The organism is Branchiibius hedensis (assembly GCF_900108585.1).
In the GTDB taxonomy this organism is placed as follows: Bacteria; Actinomycetota; Actinomycetes; order Actinomycetales; family Dermatophilaceae; genus Branchiibius; species Branchiibius hedensis.
Genome location: NZ_UESZ01000001.1, coordinates 3,441,108 through 3,460,519, shown reverse-complemented (window position 1 = coordinate 3,460,519; position 19,412 = coordinate 3,441,108). Strand labels below are relative to the sequence as shown.

Sequence of the window (19,412 nt, the reverse complement as noted above, 5' to 3'; positions counted from 1 at the left end):
TGTCACGCCAGGGTGGTCACCTGATCCGCCCAGTCCGCCAACTCGACGTCGTTGGTGGTCATCAGCACCGCCGCCCCGGCGTCGGCGGCCACCCGCACCGCGCGCAAGACCAGGCCGCGACTGGCGCGGTCGAGCGCGCTGGTGGGTTCGTCGAGCAGCAAGGTCTTGGGCCGCGCCGCCAGGGCCCGGGCCACCGCCAGTCGCTGTCGCTGCCCACCGGAGAGTTCATCCGGCATGTTGCGATCGACGCCGTCGAGGCCGAGCGCGACCAGCAACTCCTGACCGGCCCTCTCCGCCTCGGCGGCCGGAACGCCACGAATCAATCCCTGCAACACCAACTGCTCCAGGGCGGTGAGGCTACTGGGCAATTGGTAGCTCTGCGTGACGACCGCGATCGGCTCGTCGACGCTGATGCTGCCGGAGTCCGGGGTCACCACGCCGCGGCACACGTCGATCAGGGTGGACTTGCCGCTGCCGGCGTGGCCGGTGACCAGGGCAATCGTGCGATCCGGCACGTGCAGACTCAGCTCCTGCAGCGCGGTCGTGTCACCGAATCGCACACTGGCCGAATCGATCTGGATCATCGCAGCTCCTCGACCCTGGTCAGGATGATCGCGCCGTTCGCCGGATCCCGCTCGATCCGCAACCGGGTGCCCGGTGGGAAGTCCTCGTCGAACTCTGCGCCCAACACGACCGTGCCACCTTCTCCGACAACGATTTCCGTCGTCTCGAAGCTGGTGCTGTCGTTGCCGACCCGGCCGTCCCGGATGGTCACGATCCGGCCACCCAGCCCGACGGCCACGTCGACGTCGTGCGTGACGGCCACGATCGTCGTACCTCGTTCGTGGTTGACGGTCCGCAACGCCTCGGTGATCCGCCGCGCTTCGTCGCCGGTCAGGCTGGACGTGGGCTCGTCGGCCAACAACAACTGCGGATCGGGGGCGACACTGGAAGCCAGCGCCGTCAACTGCCGCACCGTCGGGGACACCGCGTCGATCGGCGAGTTCCAGTCCTCCTCGGGAACGCCCACCATCTCCAGAGCGTCCGCCGGACGGATCGCGGTGCGCAGGCGAGGAGGTGCGGTGAGGGCGACGTTTTCGCGAACCGTCAAGTAGGGCAACAGGTTCCGGTCGATGTCCTGCACCATGACCGCCACCTTGTCGCCGCGTAACGCGTCGACTTGCTCGGTGCTGGCCCGGGCCAGATCGAGATCACCCAGGAATACCCGGCCCGCGCTCGGCGGCACGAGACCAGACAGCACGCTCAGCAGCGTGGACTTGCCGGCTCCCGACGGCCCGACCAGGGCAACGACCGAACCGGCGGGGACCGAAAGGCTGACTCCCGACAGGGCCGCGACGTCCTGTCCGTCGACGGTGTAGATCTGCACCAGCCGGTCCACCTGGACGGCCAGCCCCTGACGCGGCTCGAAGTCGGTCATCGCGCACCTCCCGCTGCTCGCAGCGCCCGGCGACTGACCCACACGGCGATCACCGCCAGGACCACGAAGAGAACAACGACCGCGCCGACTCCGGCTGGCCACGCGAATCCCGTTCTGGTCACGGGATAGTCAGGTGGCGTCGACCACCAGGGCAGCGAATCGCCGACGATCGAGGCGCCGACCGGTGCGGCAACGAGCCCGAGCACGGCAGCGACGACCGCGACCAGCAGGAACTCCATCGTCGTGGCCCGGGAGACCATCCGGCGCGGGACGCCAGCAGCGGCCAGCGAACGTACGTCGACCGCCCGTTGGCGCCTGGTCGCCGTGACCATCGTGGCGAGGGAGAGCAACGCGACCAAGACGGCTGCCGCGCCCAGTAGCAGGCTCAGGTGCATCGACCACGCGGTGGCCGTGGCGTCGTACTCCGCCCGCTGTTTGGCGATGGTGTTGACGTTGATGAGGTCGAATCCGGCGGCGCTCAGGTTGTCCGTCAACCGTTGCAGCAGAGCGGGATCGGTCGAGGAGGACCAGACGCTCTCGAGTACCTGGTCGGTCCGCGAACCGCCGGCCAACATGGTCTTCAGGTCCACCACCACCGCCCGCAACGGCACACCGGGGATGTAGGCGGTGGTGCCAACGACGTTCACCTGACCGTCCCGGTCGGCCATGCTGGGCGCCGTCAATTGCACCCCGGTCCTCGTGGCCACTGCGTCAGGGACGATCGCCGAGAGTGCAGTCGGCGAACCCGGCTGTTTCAGCGCGTCCCACGGGATGTTGGACGACAACCCGTCGGTGGCGGCGATCCGCTGCATGTCCGAGGGGATGACTCCCACCGTGGCCAGCGCATTGTCGGAGGCGGCACTGATTTCGACCACCGGGGTCAGCTGGGTGTGACCCGGGTCGGTCTTGTCGACCGCCTCCAGCAGCGCCGACGGGTCGACCGCCCCGGTCACACTGGAACTGGCTCCAACGACCACGGCAGCGCCGACATCGGCGCTCGCCCGGGCTTGCCGGTTCTCATCGCCGCGCATCAGCAGGCTGGCGCTGAAACTGACCAGCGTGGTGGCGATGATCAGTGTGGTCAGAACCGTCACCACACCGGGCCGGCGGATGGTCTGGGCCAGCCCCAGCGCACCGGTCGCGCGCCCGGTACTGAACAGTCGGCGTACCAGCGCTGCACCCACCACCCCGAGCCCGGCGGCGAGCAACGTGGCCAGCACGATCGCCGCGAGCGTCGGGACGAGCAGGCTCGGTGCCCCGGTCAGGTTGCCGGTCGCCGCGAGGATGACGCCCGCGAACGCCAAGGCGCCGGCCACGATCAGGGCCACCGGCACCCCGCGGACCCGCCGCGGCGCCGCCCGCATCAGGTCGATGATCGGGGTGCGGGTCATCCGCGCCCAGATCAGGGCCAAGAGCGCGATCGCGACGAGTACGGCGAGCACGCCCCACACCAGCGCCCACCAGTTCCACGCGGGCATCGTGCCGGTCGGCAGGATGAACGCTCCGATGGCGGCGGCCGCGAGGTAGGCGACCAGCAGACCGAGCGGCAGCCCTAGCAGCACCGCCCCGGCGAATTCACCCACCGCGAAACGCAACAGACTGCGGCGGTCGTGTCCGCGCATCTTCAGCACGGCCGCGTCCGAGCGGCGCAGATTGGTGAGCAGACTGAACACCTGGTAGGCGAGGATCAGCACCAGGATCAGCAGTTGCACGAACAGCAACGGCACGAGTTGCTTGACCTGGTCGAGGTCGGTCGCGATGTCCTGTTGGATCTGGGTGAGCGGCTCGGTGACCGTCACCCCGTCTGGCATGGCGCTGCTGGTTTTGGCCGCCCCTGCCACCGCGGTAGCGAGGGTGTTCGCGGTGATCGCGTCGTTCTTGAGGGGGAACCGCACCGACAGGTTCGGGGAGAACCAGCCTTGTGCCGCTTCGAACGTCGCCGGCCCGGTCAGCCACACCTGGTTCGGCGCCGAGTGGGCGGGGTTGGGCGGGGCATACCGGGCGGGATTGACCCCACCCCAGTACGACGTGGGGGCCGCCGTGAACGACCCGACCACGGTCAGGGCTTTCTTCGGTAACTGCGCCGGCAGGGCCGAGCCGTTGATCTGACCGACTGTGAGCCGTGCTCCGATCGTCAGCCCGGAGACCTTCTGGGCTGCGAGCGCCGCATCGGACACCAGGATCTCGTTGGCCGCTTCGGGGCATCGTCCGGTGGTGATGGTGATCTGCTGGCACTGCCCGACGGTGCTCTGCACGAGGACCAGGACGTTCTGATCGGCCCACATCCCGGTGACCTGCGTGGTCTCCACGGGCGCCTGAGTCACCGCGCGAAGCCGCGGATCGACGTACGACGCCATGTGTTGGTAGTCCTGGCCGTAGCGTTGCGGCGCATCGACCTCGACCTGGGCGCTGACCGGCGGCAGTTGCTGGACGCGGTAGTCCACGAGGGCCGAGGAGAACGACCGCTCGACCAACGGGATCAGCGCGACGGTCGCCACGATCAGCGCAACCACCACGGTCACGACAACGTGTTGCCCGCGCCGGCTGCTGCGGGCGCGGGCAACGAGGGAAGTCACCCGATTACCCTGCCAGGAACCTCGGGTCAGCTGGGCCCGCTCCCCCTCACGATTCGGTTACACCTGGCACCTCGGGCGGTCAGCCAGCGGCCAGACCCACTTCGGTGCCGTCCTCGTGCAGTTCGATGGGCTCCTCACTGGTCACAGCCGAACGCCGCGGGATGAGCAGCGTGACCGCTGAACCGGCGAGCGCCGCAACCGCACCGACGATGAAGCAAAGCTGGAACGCGCTCTTGGCCGGAATCTCCACGCTCCCGGCGAACTTCACCGTGTCGCTGGTCAGGATGGCGGCCATCACAGCGCCGGCGATCGTCGTACCCACCGAACGCATCAGGGCGTTCACGCCCACTCCGGAGCCGGCTTCGGACAGCGGCACGTTGTCCATGATCAGGGTCGGCATCGCGGCGTAGCCGATACCGACACCGGCGCACACGATGCACGAGGCGACCATCAGCTGCCACGGGGCGCCCATCAGAGCCAGCGCCACGACGTACCCGACGCCGATGACCAACGCACCCAGCGCCAGGGTGATCCGCGCCCCGGAGCGGGTGATCAGGGCGGAGGAGACCGGCGCGAACGCCATCATCATCAGACCACCGGGTGCCATCCACAGACCGGCGTGCAGGATGGATTGGCCCAGCCCGTAACCGGTTTCGGTGGGCATCTCCAGCAGTTGGGGTACGACGATCGACTGGGCCATCATGCCGAAGCCGATCAGCACGGCGGCCAGGTTGGTGAAGAGCACCGGGCGGCGCGAGGTGGTGCGCAGGTCGATCAACGGGTCGTGGTGACGCAGCTCGTACCAACCCCAGGCCACCAGCACGACGAGGCCACCGACGATCGCACCGATCGTGGACGTGGCGCTCCAGCCCCACTCCGAACCCTTGGAGACACCGACCAGGACCGCAACCAGCCCGACCGCCAGGCCAATGATGCCGACGATGTCCAGGTGCGCCGGGTGGGCGTCATGGATATCGGGTACGACGATCGCGGTGGCCACGAGGATGAGCGCGGCGAGGACCGTGGAGAGCCAGAAGAGTCCGTGCCAGGAGTAGTCCTGCGCGATCCATGCCGACAGCGGCAGGCCGAGGGCACCGCCGACGCCGAGCGTGGCGCTGACCGCGGCGACCGCACCTGCCCGGCGTTCGGGCGGCGCGATCTCGCGGACCATGCTGATGGCGACCGGGATGTAGCCCATCGCGATACCCTGCAGCGCACGCCCGACCAGGAACGGCGGCAGCGTGGTGGAGATCGCCGCCAGCGCGGAGCCGACCACCAGGATGCCGGCGGAGACGACCATGACCGGCTTCTTGCCGAACATGTCCGCGAGGCGACCGGTGACAGGCATCGTCACAGCGGCCGCGAGCAAGGTGGCCGTGATCGCCCACGAGGCGCTACCGGCGTCGGTCGACAGCAGGTGCGGCAGTTCGCTCTGGATGGGGATGACCAGGGACTGCATCAACGCGCCGCACAGGCTGCCGAGACACAGGACGACGATCACCGCGAGGGCGGGGAATCGTGGTGAGCGGGAGGAAGGCATCACATCTCCGGGGTTATGTAACGTACACATTCGGGCAACTTGTGTAGGTTACACACTCATGGCGCAGACCCCTAAACCGGCCGCCCTCCCCCAGGACCGCGAGGTGGCCTCCCTCCTCAGTTCACTGCAGCGGATCCGGCGGGTGACCGAGCAACACGCCTCGCTGAATGCCGCTGATGGCCGGCTCATGTGGCTGTTCAGCGACCGCCAGCCGCGCACCATGCGACAGATCGCCGAAAGCCTCGACCTTGAGCAGTCGACGGTGAACCGGCAGGTCAACGCGGCGCTCGCCGCCGGGCTGCTGTCCCGGGACCGCGAATCCGGCCGCGCAGCATGGCTTTTCGAGGCGACCGACTCGGGGATCGAGCGATTCGAACGCGACCTGGCCGTGCACCTTGAGTTGCTCGACCAGGCCCTGGGCCATCTGCCAGCCGCCGAGCGGGAGCACTTCCTCGAACTGCTCGGCACCTTCGTCGATGGCTACGGCGATGCGGTGCGCCGGCAGACCTGGTCCCGCCTCGGCTCCCCTTAGCTACACTAACGCAATTTTGCACTAATGCAACTTTGCGTTAGTGTAGCTATATGTCCACTTCCAAGACGCCCGGTCTGCGCGACCGCAAGCGCACCGAAACGGCGGCCCGCATCCATGCGGCCGCCCTTTCGTTGGTTCTCTCGGGCGGGCTGGAAGCCGCCACGATCGAAGCGATCAGCGAACAGGCCGACGTGTCGGCGCGCACCTTCTTCAACTACTACGAAGGCAAGGACGCGGCGATCCTCGGCATCCAACCGGATGTGTCCGACGTTGCAGCCTTCGAGGACGTGCTCGCCGAGGCCCAGGACGGTTCGGTCGAACCGCTGAGGCTGGTGATCCGTCTGGTGCTGGCCACCATGGGCACCAGTAGCCACGTGCACACCCCGGCCCGACAGGCCGACCGGATGACCGTCATCCAGCGCCACCCCGAACTGATCACCGGTCAGTTCGCGCAACTGGCCGCGCGGCGTACCCGCACCGTCGAGTACGCCGCGCGCATCCTGGCCGCACACCCCACCTGGGCTGCCGACCCGGACAGCGCCCCGTCGACTCCGCTGGTCATCGCCCTGTGCGGTGCCGCGGTCAAAACCGCGATCGAGGACTGGGCGGCAACGACGCCGGACCAGCCGCTCGACGAAACCAACCTCGAGGAGCGTGCACTCACGCTCGTCCATCACACCATCAGGAGCCTTCAATGACATCCGCTGCTGTTGACAACGCAGCCGAACCCGACGCCACTGCCTCGCAGCGCCGCGGCGTCCTGCTCGTCTTCGCCGGTCTGATGATCGCGATGCTGCTGGCATCGCTGGACCAGACCATTTTCAGCACCGCGCTGCCGACCATCGTCGGTGAGCTCAACGGTGTCGACCACATGCTGTGGGTGACCACGGCCTACATCCTGGCCTCGACGATCATGATGCCGGTCTACGGCAAACTCGGTGATCTGATCGGCCGCAAGAACATCTTCATCGCCGCGATCACCCTCTTCATGGCCGGTTCGGTCATCGGTGGCCTGGCCGGGACCATGACCTGGCTGATCATCGGTCGCGCCGTCCAGGGCCTCGGCGGTGGTGGACTGATGATCCTGGCGATGGCGATCATCGCCGACGTCGTGCCCGCCCGGCAGCGCGGTCGCTACATGGGCATCATGGGCGGGGTCTTCGCGTTCGCCTCGGTCGCCGGCCCCCTCCTGGGCGGCTACTTCACCGAGGGTCCCGGTTGGCGCTGGGCGTTCTGGATGAACATCCCGCTCGGCCTGCTGGCTATCGCGGCCGCAGTCTTCTTCCTGCACCCGCACACCGCCACGGCCGACCGTCCGAAGCTGGACGTTGCGGGCACCACGCTGCTTGCTGTTGCGTCCGCGTCGCTGGTGCTCACCTCGGTGTGGGGCGGTACGACGTACGCCTGGGATTCTGCTCAGATCATCGGTCTGATCGCCGTAACCATCGCTGCCGCAGTTGGTTTCGTCTTTGTCGAGCGCCGCGTGGACGAGCCCGTCATGCCGTTGCACCTGTTCCGGGAGCGCAACTTCGTGCTCACCACCGTTGCTGGTCTCTTGATCGGGATTGCGATGTTCGGCGCCATGGCCTACCTACCGACGTACCTGCAGATGGTCACCGGCTCCAGCGCCACCAAGGCGGGGCTGTTGATGATCCCGATGATGGCCGGCGTCCTGATCACCTCGACCGTCGTCGGTCAGGTGGTCAGCCGCACGGGTCGCTACAAGGTCTACCCGATCGTCGGCGCCATCGTCGTCGGCGTCGCGCTCTGGCTGATGTCCACGATGACCGCGGACACTTCGATCGTCGTGATCTGCAGCTACTTGGCCGTCATGGGCATCGGGCTGGGTCTGTCGATGCAGATCCTGGTACTCATCGTGCAGAACACCTTCCCGGCTCGCGAGGTCGGCACGGCGACCGCGTCGAACAACTACTTCCGCCAGATCGGTGCCTCCCTCGGATCCGCCATCGTCGGAACGGTCTTCGCCAACCGGCTCGCCGAACTGCTCTCCGGTCTGTCCTCCACCGGCAGCGGCGCCTCGGCCAACTCGCTGACGCCGGATCTGGTCAAGACGCTCCCGGAGTCGGTGCAGCACGTGATCGTGTCGGCCTACAGCGACGCCCTCACACCGGTGTTCTTCTACCTGGTGCCGCTGATGGTGCTGGCCGCCGCCCTTCTCGGATTCGTCCACGAGAAGCCGCTGGCCACCACGATCGAGCACGAAGCAGCCGAACCCCTCGAGGTAGCCGCCGTCATGGCCGACTAGCCGTCAGGGCACGTCGGTGAAGTGCTCGACCACCGGGAACGGGTCGTAGAAGTGGTGCAGCAGTTCTTTCCACTGCAGATACTCCGGTGACCGGCGAAATCCCTCGGTGTGCGCCTCAACGCTCTCCCACTCCACGAGCAACACGTAGTGGGAGGGCGTTTCGGCGCTCCGGGCCAGTCGCAGTGAGACGAAACCCGGCTGGCCGCTGATCAACGGCCGGGCCTGTTCGAAGGCCACCTCAAAGGCCGCCTCCTGACCGGGCACGACGGGAAGAAGGGCGTGTTCGAGGATCACTCGGCGCACGCTAGCGCAGCCGCGGCCTTCCCACCGACGGGGTCCAGGCGGCGGTCCCCGCGCAGGACGCCACCGTCCGGCACCGCCACCACGATCCGCGCCGGACCCAGCCGCCACTCTCAAACAGCCGGCCCGCACCATCTCGAGTGCCGGAGCGCGGCCCGTGAGGTCGTCTGCGCCGTCGAAGACGTCGAAGACGTCGAAGACGTCGGCCACCCGCACCGTGACTGAACGCTCGCCTCGCTTGGCACACGCCGAGGTCCTACCCGACGCAAACCGGCCGTCCTCCGACGGATCTCCCGCAGCCGCGCCCGCCCGATCACCAGGCCGGTATCGCTCATTAACCAACCAGTCGCTGGCACCCGGTTTGCGGTACTCGACGCGCCCGCCCCGCACCCGCAACTCCCAGCCCTGCGTGTCGATCAGGTGGTGATGGACCGGGCAGACCAACGCGCCGTTATCCACGTCCGTACGCCCGCCCCGCGCCCACGCGTTGATGTGATGCACCTCGGTCCACCCCGGCGGCCGATCGCAGGTGGGGAACGTGCAACCGCCGTCCCGGGCCGCCAACGCCAGCCGCTGCGCTTTGCTGAACAACCGCTGGCCACGGCCCAGATCCAACGGGGCCGACGAACCACCGAGGACAACCGGAAGGATGGTCGCGCCGCACGCCATCAATCGGATCTGGCTGGCCGACAGCGGAGTTGCGGATCCCAGCAGGCTGCCTGAGCGCCGCAGTTCGCCGGTCAACGATTCCAGATCGATCATCACCGCGACCGTGGAGGCAGCGCCGCCGTGCTGAGGCAGCCGATCGGTGGGGATCCGGGACAGCAGATCCGTGAGAGCGACACCGTCACGATGCTCGGGAGTGAATGGCAGGCCGCTACCCACCGTCGTCGATGACTTCAGGTGCTTGCGCCTCGGCGCCGAAAACCCCTGCAGGACAGCCCGAAGCATGTCCGCTTGCGCCTTCGGGATGGTGAACCTGCCGTGACAGACGACGCCATCCGGGTCGTCCCACAGCCTCAACGACGCCCGCTCCCGGGCCGTGCGCTCCCGTCGCTCCAGTTGCTCGTCGAACTCCGCGTCGGCCTGCTCCTGACTGCGCATCGTGTCGGCCAGTCGCTCACCCCGGCGCCGCAGGTCGGGCAACCGGAGCCGACCAGCCGCCTCCAACATCACCTTCTCGGCGCGGCGCCGATCGGTGTCGGTCGCCTCCTGTGGCAGCGCCACCAACGACCGGGCGATCACCTCCGCCTGGGCCGTGGTCAGTTCCGCGGCGGCCAAGAGCGACTCGGTCTCCGCCGCACCCGACCGGGTCAAGGATTGGGCCAACCGCACGAAGCGCTCCTGCCCGGCCCGGTCACCACCGTGACTGCGAGCCAACAGGGCACCTGTCGAGGTCGCACCCTCGGTGCGGGCGATATCCAACTCGTCCAATCGGCGTACGGCGGCCAATCGCACTGCGGCCAGGCGGGATTCGACGCGGAGAAGCTGCACGTTGAGGTCCCGCACGACGGCCCCGTCAAAAGCTGACCAATCCGAGGGCACCGCGATGACGGCAGCTTCGAGCGCCGAAATCGCCTCAACCAGACCGACCATCACACCCCCTCAAGTGCCAGTGGAATCAACCTATGGGAGACCACCGACAAGCGGGGATCACGGCAGAAAGGTGTGGAAAACCCACCGTCAAGCGGAAAGCGAATCAGACCTGTGGACAACGGATTTCGACCCTTCGCAAGGATCACACTGATGCGCATGACACTCACCCGACCAGAAGAAACGTTCGTTCGCAGCGACGCCGATCTCCTGAGGACCTGGCGCAATCTGATGGGACCGTTCGGCTTCAGCAAACGGTCTCTCTGGCTGATCTTCATCGACGAGGACAGCAGCGTCTTACCAACGATCCTGCCCATCGACGGCATCCCCGTCGAGCCGGACGAGCGCATGGTGCGCAACCTGGCGATGATCGTCCGCGAGTCTATTCGGCAGACCTCTCCGACCTGCGTGGCCCTCCTCCTCTCGCGCCCGGGCAAGGGCGTGGTCCTGAAGAACGACCGCCGTTGGGCGGCGCACCTGAAGGCCACCTTCGATGAAACGCTGATGCCCTGGTCGATCCATCTCGCCACGAACGACGGCATTCAACGGTTGGCCGTGGACGAGTAGTTCTGGACAGTACTGTCCAGAAAGGTCTAGGGTCGGCCACATGGCCCGCCCCTGCTCCTTCGACCGCGCCGCCGTGCTTGACGCCACCGTCGATCAGTTCTGGACGACCGGCTACACCGCGACCTCGACCGACGACCTGTGCGCGTGCGCCGACCTGTCCCGCAGCAGTCTCTACAACAGCTTCGGCGGCAAACGTGACGTCTACCTGGCGTCCCTGCAGCGCTACATCGACGAGCGCGTGGCCGACCGCGAGCGGACTCTCCAGCGCCCCGAGAGTGGCCGTGACCTCTTGCGCGCCACCTTGCGCAAGGTGATCGGGATCCAGTACGCCGACCCAAGCCATCGGGTGTGTTTCGGCATCCATGCGTGTGTGGAGTTGGGTACCTCGGACCCGCAGATCGGCAAGGTGCTGGCCGACAATGCGACCGCGTTCGACAGGACGATCGAGCAGATCCTGACCCGCGGCATCGATGACGGCTCGATCGCCCCCACCGACGCCCACGCCCTCGCCCGCGTCATCCACGCTGCGCTTGACGGCCTCCAGGTCAGGGCCCGAATCACCAAGTCCCGCAAGCACATCGAAGCTGACATCGACACCCTGATGAGGTTGATCCCATGACCCGCGAGCGCCTACCCCTGGGTGTCTACGCACTGACCCTGACGATCTTCTGCCTCGGGACCTCCGAGTTCATGATCGCCGGCCTACTCCCCCAGATGGCCGCGGACCTGCACACCAGCATCCCGGCGGTCGGCAACCTGATCAGCGCCTTCGCCATCGGCATGCTCGTCGGTGCGCCGGTCATGACACTGCTGACCCTGCGTCTGCCGCGCCGAGTGACGCTGCTGGCTGCATCCACCGTGTTCGGTCTCGCCCATCTCATCCCGGTGTTCAGCCACTCCTACCCGGTGATCCTCGGCTCGCGCGTCCTGGCCGCAGTCGCCGCCGCCACCTTCTGGGCGGTCAGCGCCGTGACCGTCGTGACCCTGGTCCGCAGCGACCAGATCGCCCGCGGGATGGCGGCCCTGCTGGGTGGCATGACCCTGGCCAACATCGCCGGCGTACCCCTCGGCACCTTCCTTGGCAACCAATTCGGCTGGCGCGCAACCTTTTTGTGCATCGGCATCGCCGCCCTACTCGCGACGATCGTCACCCGCATCGCCGTCCCCGAGACCGGCGAGCACACCACCGACTCGCTGGCCACCGTCGCGAAGAGGGAACTGCGGGTCATCCGCAAACCCCGCCTCCTGCTCGCCCTGGCGACCATCGCTGCCTTCCAGGCCGCCGTGTTCTGCACGTTCTCCTACCTGGCACCGCTGCTCACCGATGTCTCCGGCCTGCCCGAATCCGTCGTCCCCGCAGTACTTCTCGGCTTCGGTGTCGGTTCGTTCATCGGCTTGAACCTGGGCGGCCGGTACGCCGATCGCAACCTCCTCGCCAACGTCCTGATCTCCCTGGTCGCCCTGGCCGTGTCCCTGCTGGTGCTGCGAGCCAGCGCCAGTCACAGCACCCTGGTCGTGGCGGCGGTGGTCCTCTTCGGGATCACCGGCTTCTCGATCGCCTCCGCGATCAACGCGCGCGTCTTCGTGCATGCAGCCGAGGCACCGACCATGGCCTCGGCGTTCAACGTCACGGCCTTCAACGTCGGGAACGCCGTGGGCCCGTGGCTCGGCGGCCTGGTGATCACCGCGGGACTGGGCCTGACCGCGCCCATCTACGCATCGGTCGGCCTCTCCGTGCTGGCCTTCGCACTGGCCTTGTGCTCGTGGCGGCTGGAGCGCGAACCCACCCCGGCCATCGAGTGTGTGCCGGTGACTTGCGACCTGGCCTGAGCCCGGCGGAATAGCCGCTGCCCACGCCGCCTTGTCCTCTACATGCGCGCGGTTGCTTACGACGAATACGGACGTCTCGACGTACTCACCACTCGGGAGCTGCCCGACCCCAAAGTCGGGCCGGGTGAGCTGTTGGTCGAGGTGCGCACCGCGGGGGTGAACCCGGTCGACTGGAAGCTGATGTCCGGCGGTCTGGACGCGATGATGGAGGCGACCTTCCCGATCGTGCCCGGCTGGGACGTCGCGGGCGTCGTGCGCGCCACCGGCCCGGACACCCCGGAGTTCGAGGTGGGCGATGAGATCCTGGCGTACGCGCGCAAGGACTGGGTGCACGGCGGGACGTTCGCTGAGTTGGTCACCGTCCCCGTTCGCGCCGCCGCGCGCAAACCCACGGACCTGCCGTGGAACGTGGCCGGGGCGCTACCGCTCACCGGCCTGACCGCGTTGCGGACGTTGCGCGCGCTGCGCGTCGGCGAAGGTGACACCCTCCTCATCCACGGCGCGGCGGGTGGCGTCGGCCGGATCGCCGTACAACTGGCCCGACTCCTGGGCGCCACCGTGATCGGCACCGCGTCGACCACCAACCACGACCGCTTGCTCGGCCTTGGAGCCACCCCCGTCACGTACGGCGAGGGGTTGGCTGACCGAGTCCGCGAGCTCGCGCCGGACGGAGTGAGCGCCGTCGCCGACTTCGTCGGCGGGAATCTCGACGACACATTGGCGGTCCTGGCCGACGGTGGCCGGCACGCATCGGTCGCTGACCCCTCGGTCGAGCAGCACGGCGGTCACTGGATCTGGGTGCGCCCGGACGCGGCCGAGTTGCAGTGGCTGGCCGATCTCGCCGGACACGGCGAACTAACCGTCGACATCGCCGGCACCTACGAATTGGACCAGGTGGCAGAGGCTTTCGCCCGCAGCCAGGAAGGTCACGTCGCCGGCAAACTGGTGATCGTGGTCAGCGAAGACAGCTAGTTCGCCGGTGCTCCGGCATGTGATCAGCACCACGTGCAATCGCAGTGCAACCTCGGCGCTGAGGAGTAGCGTCAGTTATAGCTGAACTGCTATACGAGGAGTTTGTGATGATCCACGACGCCGTTGTCGTTGGTGCCGGTAGCGCCGGCCTGAGTTGTGCGCACACGCTTCAGGAGGGCGGGGCCGACTACGCCCTCGTCTCCGAGAACCTGGGCGGGCGCATCTGCTACAGCCAGAAGGAGGGGGTGAATTTTGGCGCCTACTTCGTGATGGCGAACTATCACCACGCGGAGAAGTTGGTCACTCGCCGTACCTGGATCAATCCGTTGTCCTGTCGGTTCCACGACGGCAACGGTCACTCGTTCGCGACCCTGAGCGGCCACACGTTCCTTCGCCAGCCCGGTCTGGCGGTGTTCGCTGCGGTGATGACGCGCTTCATCCGGCACTACGACCGGTTCAAGAAGAACTGCGAGTTCATGTCGCAGCGCGAAGCGATGGCCGTCGATCCCTACATCGCCGAACTGTTCGCGCAGCCGGCCGCCGAGTTCATCGCCGAACACCACCTGGGGAAGGTCGCCGAGGACTACGTCTCGAAGTTCTCCTACGCCTGCACGGGAGTTGACCTGGACTCGATCACCGCCCTGGACTTCTTGAACGTCTGCCAAGGGTTGGTCGTGCCGATCCACCGGTTCGAATTCGATGAAGTGGTCGAGGCCGCCCGCCTGGGTGAGCACTTCCACCGCGGCACCGTCGTGACGCACTCACTCGACGCCGGTGTCCACACAGTCACCCTGGCCGACGGCAGCACCCTCCAGGCCCGCAACGTCGTCTTCGCCACACCGGCCGCGGTGACGGCGAAGTTCCTGGATCTGGGCGAGTTGCGCCAGACCTGCCAGCTGTACGTGGAGCACGTCTCCGGCACGCTCAAGCCGGGCCTGGACACCGAAGAGATGAACCTGTTCCCGCCGACGTCCCCGGTGATCTTCACCGCCCGGCAGGACGATGGCAGCTACCTGGTCTACAGCCGCGAACCGAAGATCGACCTGCCGGCGCTGTTCGCCGACTTCGAGGTGATCGGCCGCAAGGCGTGGGACAAGGCGATGTACGTCACCGGCCGTGCATACGTCGAGCAGCAGTACGGCGACAGCACCTACGTCGCTGGTGACCACAACGGGCTGGGCCTGGAGCCTGCCGCCATCTCCGGGGTCTACGCGGCCCACCAGATTCTCAAGAAGAAGGCCTGACATGGGACTGATCAAGACTCTCGCCAAACATCCGGCACTGACGGCCGGAGCCGTCGCTGCTGTCCCCGTGGGCATCTTCAGCTACTTCTGGGCCTACGGGCGCGGCGCCTGGAGCCCGAAGGAGAAGCTGGACGAATCGTTGCCCGGGGATGACCTGCTGCTACCTGCTGACAAACCGCTGCGGTTGCAGGAGGAGATCACCATCGACGCCCCCATCGACGTCGTGTGGCCGGTGATCGCCCAGCTCGGTTCTCGGAAGGGCGGTTTCTACGCGCTGGCCTGGTTGGAGCGCCTCTTCACCTTCCACATCTTCAACACCTACGAGCAGGTCGACGACTGGCAAGAGGTCACGCCGGGCGACTTCCTCTTCTATCACCAGGCCGGCGTCGGCTCCCAGGTCATGGACGTCGAGCCGGGGCACTACTTCACGTCGCTGTCCGACACCCGCCGTCCGCCCACGGCCCAGGGTGGGATGGCGTTGCTGCCGGTCGGTCTGAAGAACTTCGCCTGGACCTGGAACTTCGTGCTCCAGGAACTGCCCGACGGCCGGACGCGCTTCGTCAACCGTTGCGACACCGTGCTGGAGCCCGCGGGCAAGGTACCCACGGCCCTGGTCGTGGTGCTGCTGGGCTGCCCGTCAGTGTTCATGGTCCGCAAGATGCTGGAGAAGGTGAAGAAGGTCGCCGAGGGACGGCAGCGGCCGTCCTTGGTGAACGCGGCGGTCCGGTCGATGGGCGTGTTCTCCAACGAGGCCCGCCCCCGTCCGCTCGGCGCGGACAGGGCACACGCGCCTACAGTCGTGTCGTGACATCGACCCCGGCCAGCGCTCCCCGGGTGCTGGCCGTCCGGCCCCGGTCGCGCGGACTGGTGGAGCGTTGCTGCGAACTCCAGGCCGCGCTGGGCTTTCCTGCGCGCATGAAGATGATCAAAGTCCTCGGCTCGCACCAGGACTCACCGCTGTCGGTCAGCGAGGTCGCCGCGGCGTTGCGGATCAGTCAGCCGACCGCCACCAAGCACCTGAAGATCCTGCACCGGGCCGGCTGGGTGCATCGCGACGAAGCCGGCCCGCGGGTGCACTACACGCTGAATCTGGAGACCGTGGAGGAGTATCACCGGCTCATCGAGTTGGCGTTCAAGCACGCATTGACCCCGTGTGTGAACTCCTTCGATTGCGACACGTGCCCGTTCGAGGCGACCTGTCACTGACCCTTTAGACGCCCGGGATGATTCGCAGGTCGCGCACGACGCCGCCGTCGAGAGCAGCGAGCGCCTCCTGGTAGGCGGGGCTGTCATGGGCAGCAATGGCTGCCTCCACACTGTCGAACTCGATCACCACCGATCGCATCGGCTTACCCGCCTCCCAGGCGGCAGCCGCCTCACCTCGGGCGAGGAACGTGCCGCCCGCCGCGGTGATAGCGGGGCCGGCGAGTGCTGCGTACGCCGCCATCTTGCTCTCGTCGAGGACTTCGAGGTAGGTGCTGATCCAATAAGCGCTCACACCGACATCCTCGTCCATCGCGGCACTCGCGCGCGATAGTCGTCCGGTGACGATGACGACCTCACTCAGCCTGGACCGCCCTCCCCGCAACTGGTGGCGGTTTCGTCACTAGTCGCGGCCCATCCACCGTGTGACCCCTCAACTCGTGGCGGTTTCGTCACTAGTCGCTCGGCACGACGGGCTCTCGCTGGTCCCGCCCGGTCAGTGTTCGATCGCTCACGGGCTCACCGCGGAGCGACGACGCGGATCCCAACCTCGGAAGCAGAAGCCGCCAGCCGGTCGTGGTACGTGCACACCGCGTCGACATCGAGCGTGGTGGCGGCCGCAAGGTGCAGCGCGTCGAGTGACCGCAGGTGGACTCCGGGCAGCAGTCCCGCGGTCCGGTGGAGCGATGGCGGGACGTCGTACAGATCAATGGTGCGCAGGAAGTCCGAGACCATCTCCTGGGAAAGCGACCCCAAGCGGATAGCCGCGCGCCGCATCTCCGTCTCCAGCAGACGGCAGGCTTCGAGTCGAACGCGCCGATCGGCGATTTCCCCCGCCAACACGGTCGATTCCGCTTCCTCGACCAGCAGCTTCAATGCAGCGGAAGTGTCCAGGTACCAACGGATTTGGGTCATCGCTCATCACGAAGTTCCGCAAGGACGTTCGCCGTGTCGGTCGCGGTCTTCACCCGTGGCCATGACCGGTAGTCGGCCGGCTCACCAGCGCGTGCCAGCGGTAGCCCTGCCATCACCTCGGCGTCAGAGATCGGGCGAACGACAGCAATGGTCGTGCCGTTGCGAGTGACCACGAAAGACTCGCCGGCCTCCACAGCACGCATTATCTCCGCGTTGTCGTTGCGCAGTTCGCGCTGAGAGATGGTCCGCATAGCCTCAGCATATCCCGCATGTAGCACTCTCGTAGCACAATCGAGCACCGCCCTGGGCTGAGCCCCTGCATGTCGGTGCGTCGTCGTACCGTCGATGATGTGAACCAGGCGTGGCTGGATCCGCTACCCATCCGGCGCATCGAAGCGGACCCCGAAGCCATTCCGGACCAGCACTGGCTCCTGCACCTTGCCCCTGTCCGGCAGTTGCTGTCCGACGGCTTGGATCTACCCAAGACCACCGTGCTCGTCGGCGAGAACGGCACGGGCAAATCCACCATCCTCGAGGCCGTTGCCATGGCCTACGGCCTGAACGGCGAAGGCGGCTCGATCCACGCCACCCACACGACCTGGTCCAGCGAGTCGCCGCTGCACTCCTGGTTGCGGCTCATCCGCGGCGCCGGAGCACCCAAGTGGGGCTACTTCGTCCGCGCCGAGACGACGCACGGTCTGTTCACCTTCCTGGACTCGACCCGAGCCGGGAGCGGCACTCTGGATCCGGACTTCCCTCCCCTCAGCCACGGCCAGTCGTTCGGGGCGTTGTTGGACACCAAGCGATTCAGCGGTGGCGGGTTCTACGTGCTCGACGAACCGGAGGCCGGGCTGTCCTTCACCGCTCAACTGCGTTTGCTCGGTCAATTCATGGAGATGGCCGGTCGGCCCAACACCCAGTTGCTGGTGGCCACTCACTCGCCGATCCTCGCGGCCCTCCCCGATGCCCACCTGATCGAGCTCACCGACGACGGCATGCATGAATCCGCCTGGGAGGACTTGGAATCCGTGCATCACTACCGCAACTTCTGCCACGGACCGGAGCGCTACCTACGCCATCTGCGGTAGCCAGGTGTCCCTTCAGGTTGCACCGTCGGCCGGTCTCACCGCATACGTAGTCGATGACCCCACGTGCTCACGAAAGGCCGGCCAGCCGGTACGCCACCAGACTGCCGGCGACCGCAACGTTGAGACTGGCGCCCCAACCGATCATCGGGATCTCGACGCACTCGTCGACCTGCGCGAGCACCGCGTCGGGAATGCCGTGATGCTCGTGCCCGAGCAGCAGCACCGTGCTGTCGCGGGCAGGTTCAAGTCGAGGCAGCGGCGTCGCGCCTTCTGCGAGTTCCACTGCGACTAAACGCTTTCCGGCGGCACGCTGCTCGTCGAGCCATACTTCTTTGCTCGGTGCGACCCAGTGAATGCACGGGCGACGGCCCTTGAGCGTGTCCCCTTTGGCCAGCGCCTGTCGGTAGTGAGGTGTGCGCGGAACGGCAAGGCAACCACCCACCGCGTCGCAGGTACGCAACAGGGTGCCCAGGTTCGCGTCGTACGCCACCCAGAGCGGCGCGACGATGAGGTGGTCCCAACAGCGGTGCCGGCCACGTCGTCGTTGTTCGCGTAGTTCGGGCCGCTTGGTCTTGGCGCCGCTCACTGCAGCGACCGGCGGGCTCCTTGACGGGAGAGAGAACTGATGATCATTCAGGGGACGCCATTACGCGGCGGCGCCGGTCCATCGACGAAGGAACTCCCAGCGTAACGCCGAGGTCAGGTCAACGTCGCCCACACCACGTAGTTGTTGACGTGGTGGCCCTGCACCACCTTGCTGGCGATATCGCAGGTGATCAGCGTGACGACCGGCGTGCTGCTGGCACCCCAGACGCGCTGATCGGTGGTCAGCGCGGTTTTGGAGATCGACGCCTGCCGGCGCACCGTGACGTTCAGCGTCCGGCCGCTGTCGCACCCGATCTGGATCTGGGCGCCATCCTTGACCGTGTTCAAACGGTAGAAGTTGTCCGGCCCGTCATACGTGACGTGCCCTGCAATGACAGCGATCCCGTCCTGCCCGGGTCGCACGGACCTGTCGTACCAGATAGTGGTGTGCGGCGGCGGGTAGATCTGGCCCTGGCTATTGGTTCCCATCGCTGCCACGCTCTCGTCGATTCCGATCGAGGGCACGACCAATCGCACAGGCAGGCACGATTGCGACGTCGCGGCTCGCACCGCCGAGCGTGTGCTGAATCCCGTCGGGGCCGGCACGGCGGCCGAGTCGACTGTCCCGGCCGACCCGCTGCTGCCGACATTCGCCGCCGGAGCCGAGCAGCCCGAAACCGACACCGCCAGGCCGCCAAGTGCCATAGCTACCAGGGCAGTACGTCGCGCCAGGCAGCCTGGGCGGTAGACGGTCATACACGGA

At 67.1% G+C, this 19,412-nt stretch carries 21 protein-coding genes; 11 read left to right on the top strand and 10 right to left on the bottom strand.

Translation table 11 applies throughout. The annotated features are described in order from the left end of the window. Positions 1–2: 2 nt before the first annotated feature. The 4 genes from DR843_RS16805 to DR843_RS16790 form a co-directional block, all read right to left on the bottom strand. A complete protein-coding gene (locus DR843_RS16805; RefSeq protein WP_109687659.1) occupies positions 3–584 on the bottom strand; it encodes an ATP-binding cassette domain-containing protein in 582 nt (193 codons plus the stop codon). Next, a complete protein-coding gene (locus tag DR843_RS16800; protein WP_109687657.1) occupies positions 581–1,438 on the bottom strand; it encodes an ABC transporter ATP-binding protein in 858 nt (285 codons plus the stop codon). Before DR843_RS16800 ends, DR843_RS16805 begins: the two co-directional genes overlap by 4 nt. After that, positions 1,435–4,014 carry an FtsX-like permease family protein gene (locus DR843_RS16795; RefSeq protein WP_146202611.1) on the bottom strand — a complete coding sequence of 860 codons (2,580 nt, stop codon included), beginning with the start codon at positions 4,012–4,014 and terminating at the stop codon, positions 1,435–1,437. The genes DR843_RS16800 and DR843_RS16795 overlap by 4 nt, the downstream gene beginning before the upstream one ends. A gap of 79 nt (positions 4,015–4,093) precedes the next feature. Beyond that, the gene (locus DR843_RS16790; RefSeq protein ID WP_109687653.1) at positions 4,094–5,554 is read right to left on the bottom strand and encodes an MFS transporter; all 1,461 of its coding nucleotides are present in this window, start codon (positions 5,552–5,554) and stop codon (positions 4,094–4,096) included. Positions 5,555–5,612: 58 nt separating this feature from the next. Between DR843_RS16790 and DR843_RS16785 the strand changes: the two genes are divergently transcribed. Genes DR843_RS16785 through DR843_RS16775 form a run of 3 tightly spaced genes read left to right on the top strand, consistent with a single transcriptional unit; the run spans position 5,613 to position 8,352 of the window. Beyond that, entirely contained in the window at positions 5,613–6,086 is a 474-nt protein-coding gene (locus DR843_RS16785; RefSeq protein ID WP_109687651.1) for a MarR family winged helix-turn-helix transcriptional regulator, read from the top strand. Positions 6,087–6,136: 50 nt separating this feature from the next. After that, on the top strand, positions 6,137–6,784 hold the full coding sequence (locus DR843_RS16780; protein ID WP_109687649.1) for a TetR/AcrR family transcriptional regulator: 648 nt from the start codon (positions 6,137–6,139) through the stop codon (positions 6,782–6,784). Next, positions 6,781–8,352 carry an MDR family MFS transporter gene (locus DR843_RS16775; RefSeq protein ID WP_109687647.1) on the top strand — a complete coding sequence of 524 codons (1,572 nt, stop codon included), beginning with the start codon at positions 6,781–6,783 and terminating at the stop codon, positions 8,350–8,352. The genes DR843_RS16780 and DR843_RS16775 overlap by 4 nt, the downstream gene beginning before the upstream one ends. A 3-nt stretch (positions 8,353–8,355) precedes the next feature. Here DR843_RS16775 and DR843_RS20875 read toward each other — a convergent pair whose 3' ends face one another. Then, positions 8,356–10,248, bottom strand: a complete 1,893-nt coding sequence (locus DR843_RS20875) for a DUF222 domain-containing protein (protein WP_146202610.1) — start codon at positions 10,246–10,248, stop codon at positions 8,356–8,358. Between the two features lie 156 nt (positions 10,249–10,404). Between DR843_RS20875 and DR843_RS16765 the strand changes: the two genes are divergently transcribed. From DR843_RS16765 to DR843_RS16735, 7 genes are all read left to right on the top strand, one after another. Continuing rightward, positions 10,405–10,812 (top strand): hypothetical protein, encoded by a 408-nt coding sequence (locus tag DR843_RS16765; RefSeq protein ID WP_146202609.1) that lies wholly within the window; start codon positions 10,405–10,407, stop codon positions 10,810–10,812. Between the two features lie 40 nt (positions 10,813–10,852). After that, complete coding sequence (locus DR843_RS16760) at positions 10,853–11,431, top strand: TetR/AcrR family transcriptional regulator (protein ID WP_109687642.1); 579 nt, start codon at positions 10,853–10,855, stop codon at positions 11,429–11,431. Further along, the gene (locus tag DR843_RS16755; RefSeq protein ID WP_109687640.1) at positions 11,428–12,642 is read left to right on the top strand and encodes a Cmx/CmrA family chloramphenicol efflux MFS transporter; all 1,215 of its coding nucleotides are present in this window, start codon (positions 11,428–11,430) and stop codon (positions 12,640–12,642) included. Before DR843_RS16760 ends, DR843_RS16755 begins: the two co-directional genes overlap by 4 nt. 42 nt (positions 12,643–12,684) lie before the next feature. Further along, on the top strand, positions 12,685–13,614 hold the full coding sequence (locus DR843_RS16750) for an NADP-dependent oxidoreductase (protein WP_109687639.1): 930 nt from the start codon (positions 12,685–12,687) through the stop codon (positions 13,612–13,614). Positions 13,615–13,721: 107 nt separating this feature from the next. Beyond that, complete coding sequence (locus tag DR843_RS16745) at positions 13,722–14,858, top strand: FAD-binding protein (RefSeq protein ID WP_109687637.1); 1,137 nt, start codon at positions 13,722–13,724, stop codon at positions 14,856–14,858. A 1-nt stretch (position 14,859) separates the two neighbouring features. Next, complete coding sequence (locus DR843_RS16740; RefSeq protein WP_109687635.1) at positions 14,860–15,666, top strand: SRPBCC family protein; 807 nt, start codon at positions 14,860–14,862, stop codon at positions 15,664–15,666. Then, positions 15,663–16,064 (top strand): ArsR/SmtB family transcription factor, encoded by a 402-nt coding sequence (locus DR843_RS16735; protein WP_146202608.1) that lies wholly within the window; start codon positions 15,663–15,665, stop codon positions 16,062–16,064. Before DR843_RS16740 ends, DR843_RS16735 begins: the two co-directional genes overlap by 4 nt. A 4-nt stretch (positions 16,065–16,068) precedes the next feature. Here DR843_RS16735 and DR843_RS16730 read toward each other — a convergent pair whose 3' ends face one another. From DR843_RS16730 to DR843_RS16720, 3 genes are all read right to left on the bottom strand, one after another. Beyond that, positions 16,069–16,356, bottom strand: coding sequence for a DUF1330 domain-containing protein (locus tag DR843_RS16730; protein ID WP_109689112.1), 288 nt, complete (start codon positions 16,354–16,356; stop codon positions 16,069–16,071). A 224-nt stretch (positions 16,357–16,580) separates the two neighbouring features. Then, positions 16,581–16,937 (bottom strand): type II toxin-antitoxin system VapC family toxin, encoded by a 357-nt coding sequence (locus DR843_RS16725; protein ID WP_245934171.1) that lies wholly within the window; start codon positions 16,935–16,937, stop codon positions 16,581–16,583. A 35-nt stretch (positions 16,938–16,972) separates the two neighbouring features. After that, positions 16,973–17,227 (bottom strand): type II toxin-antitoxin system Phd/YefM family antitoxin, encoded by a 255-nt coding sequence (locus DR843_RS16720; RefSeq protein WP_109687629.1) that lies wholly within the window; start codon positions 17,225–17,227, stop codon positions 16,973–16,975. A gap of 99 nt (positions 17,228–17,326) precedes the next feature. On the opposite strand from DR843_RS16720, the gene DR843_RS16715 reads away from it, so the two are divergent. After that, positions 17,327–18,064 carry an AAA family ATPase gene (locus tag DR843_RS16715; RefSeq protein WP_245934170.1) on the top strand — a complete coding sequence of 246 codons (738 nt, stop codon included), beginning with the start codon at positions 17,327–17,329 and terminating at the stop codon, positions 18,062–18,064. A gap of 67 nt (positions 18,065–18,131) precedes the next feature. Here DR843_RS16715 and DR843_RS16710 read toward each other — a convergent pair whose 3' ends face one another. Then, positions 18,132–18,650 carry a TrmH family RNA methyltransferase gene (locus DR843_RS16710; protein ID WP_109687625.1) on the bottom strand — a complete coding sequence of 173 codons (519 nt, stop codon included), beginning with the start codon at positions 18,648–18,650 and terminating at the stop codon, positions 18,132–18,134. 113 nt (positions 18,651–18,763) lie between these two features. After that, positions 18,764–19,354 carry a class F sortase gene (locus DR843_RS16705; RefSeq protein ID WP_170119910.1) on the bottom strand — a complete coding sequence of 197 codons (591 nt, stop codon included), beginning with the start codon at positions 19,352–19,354 and terminating at the stop codon, positions 18,764–18,766. Positions 19,355–19,412 lie beyond the last annotated feature (58 nt).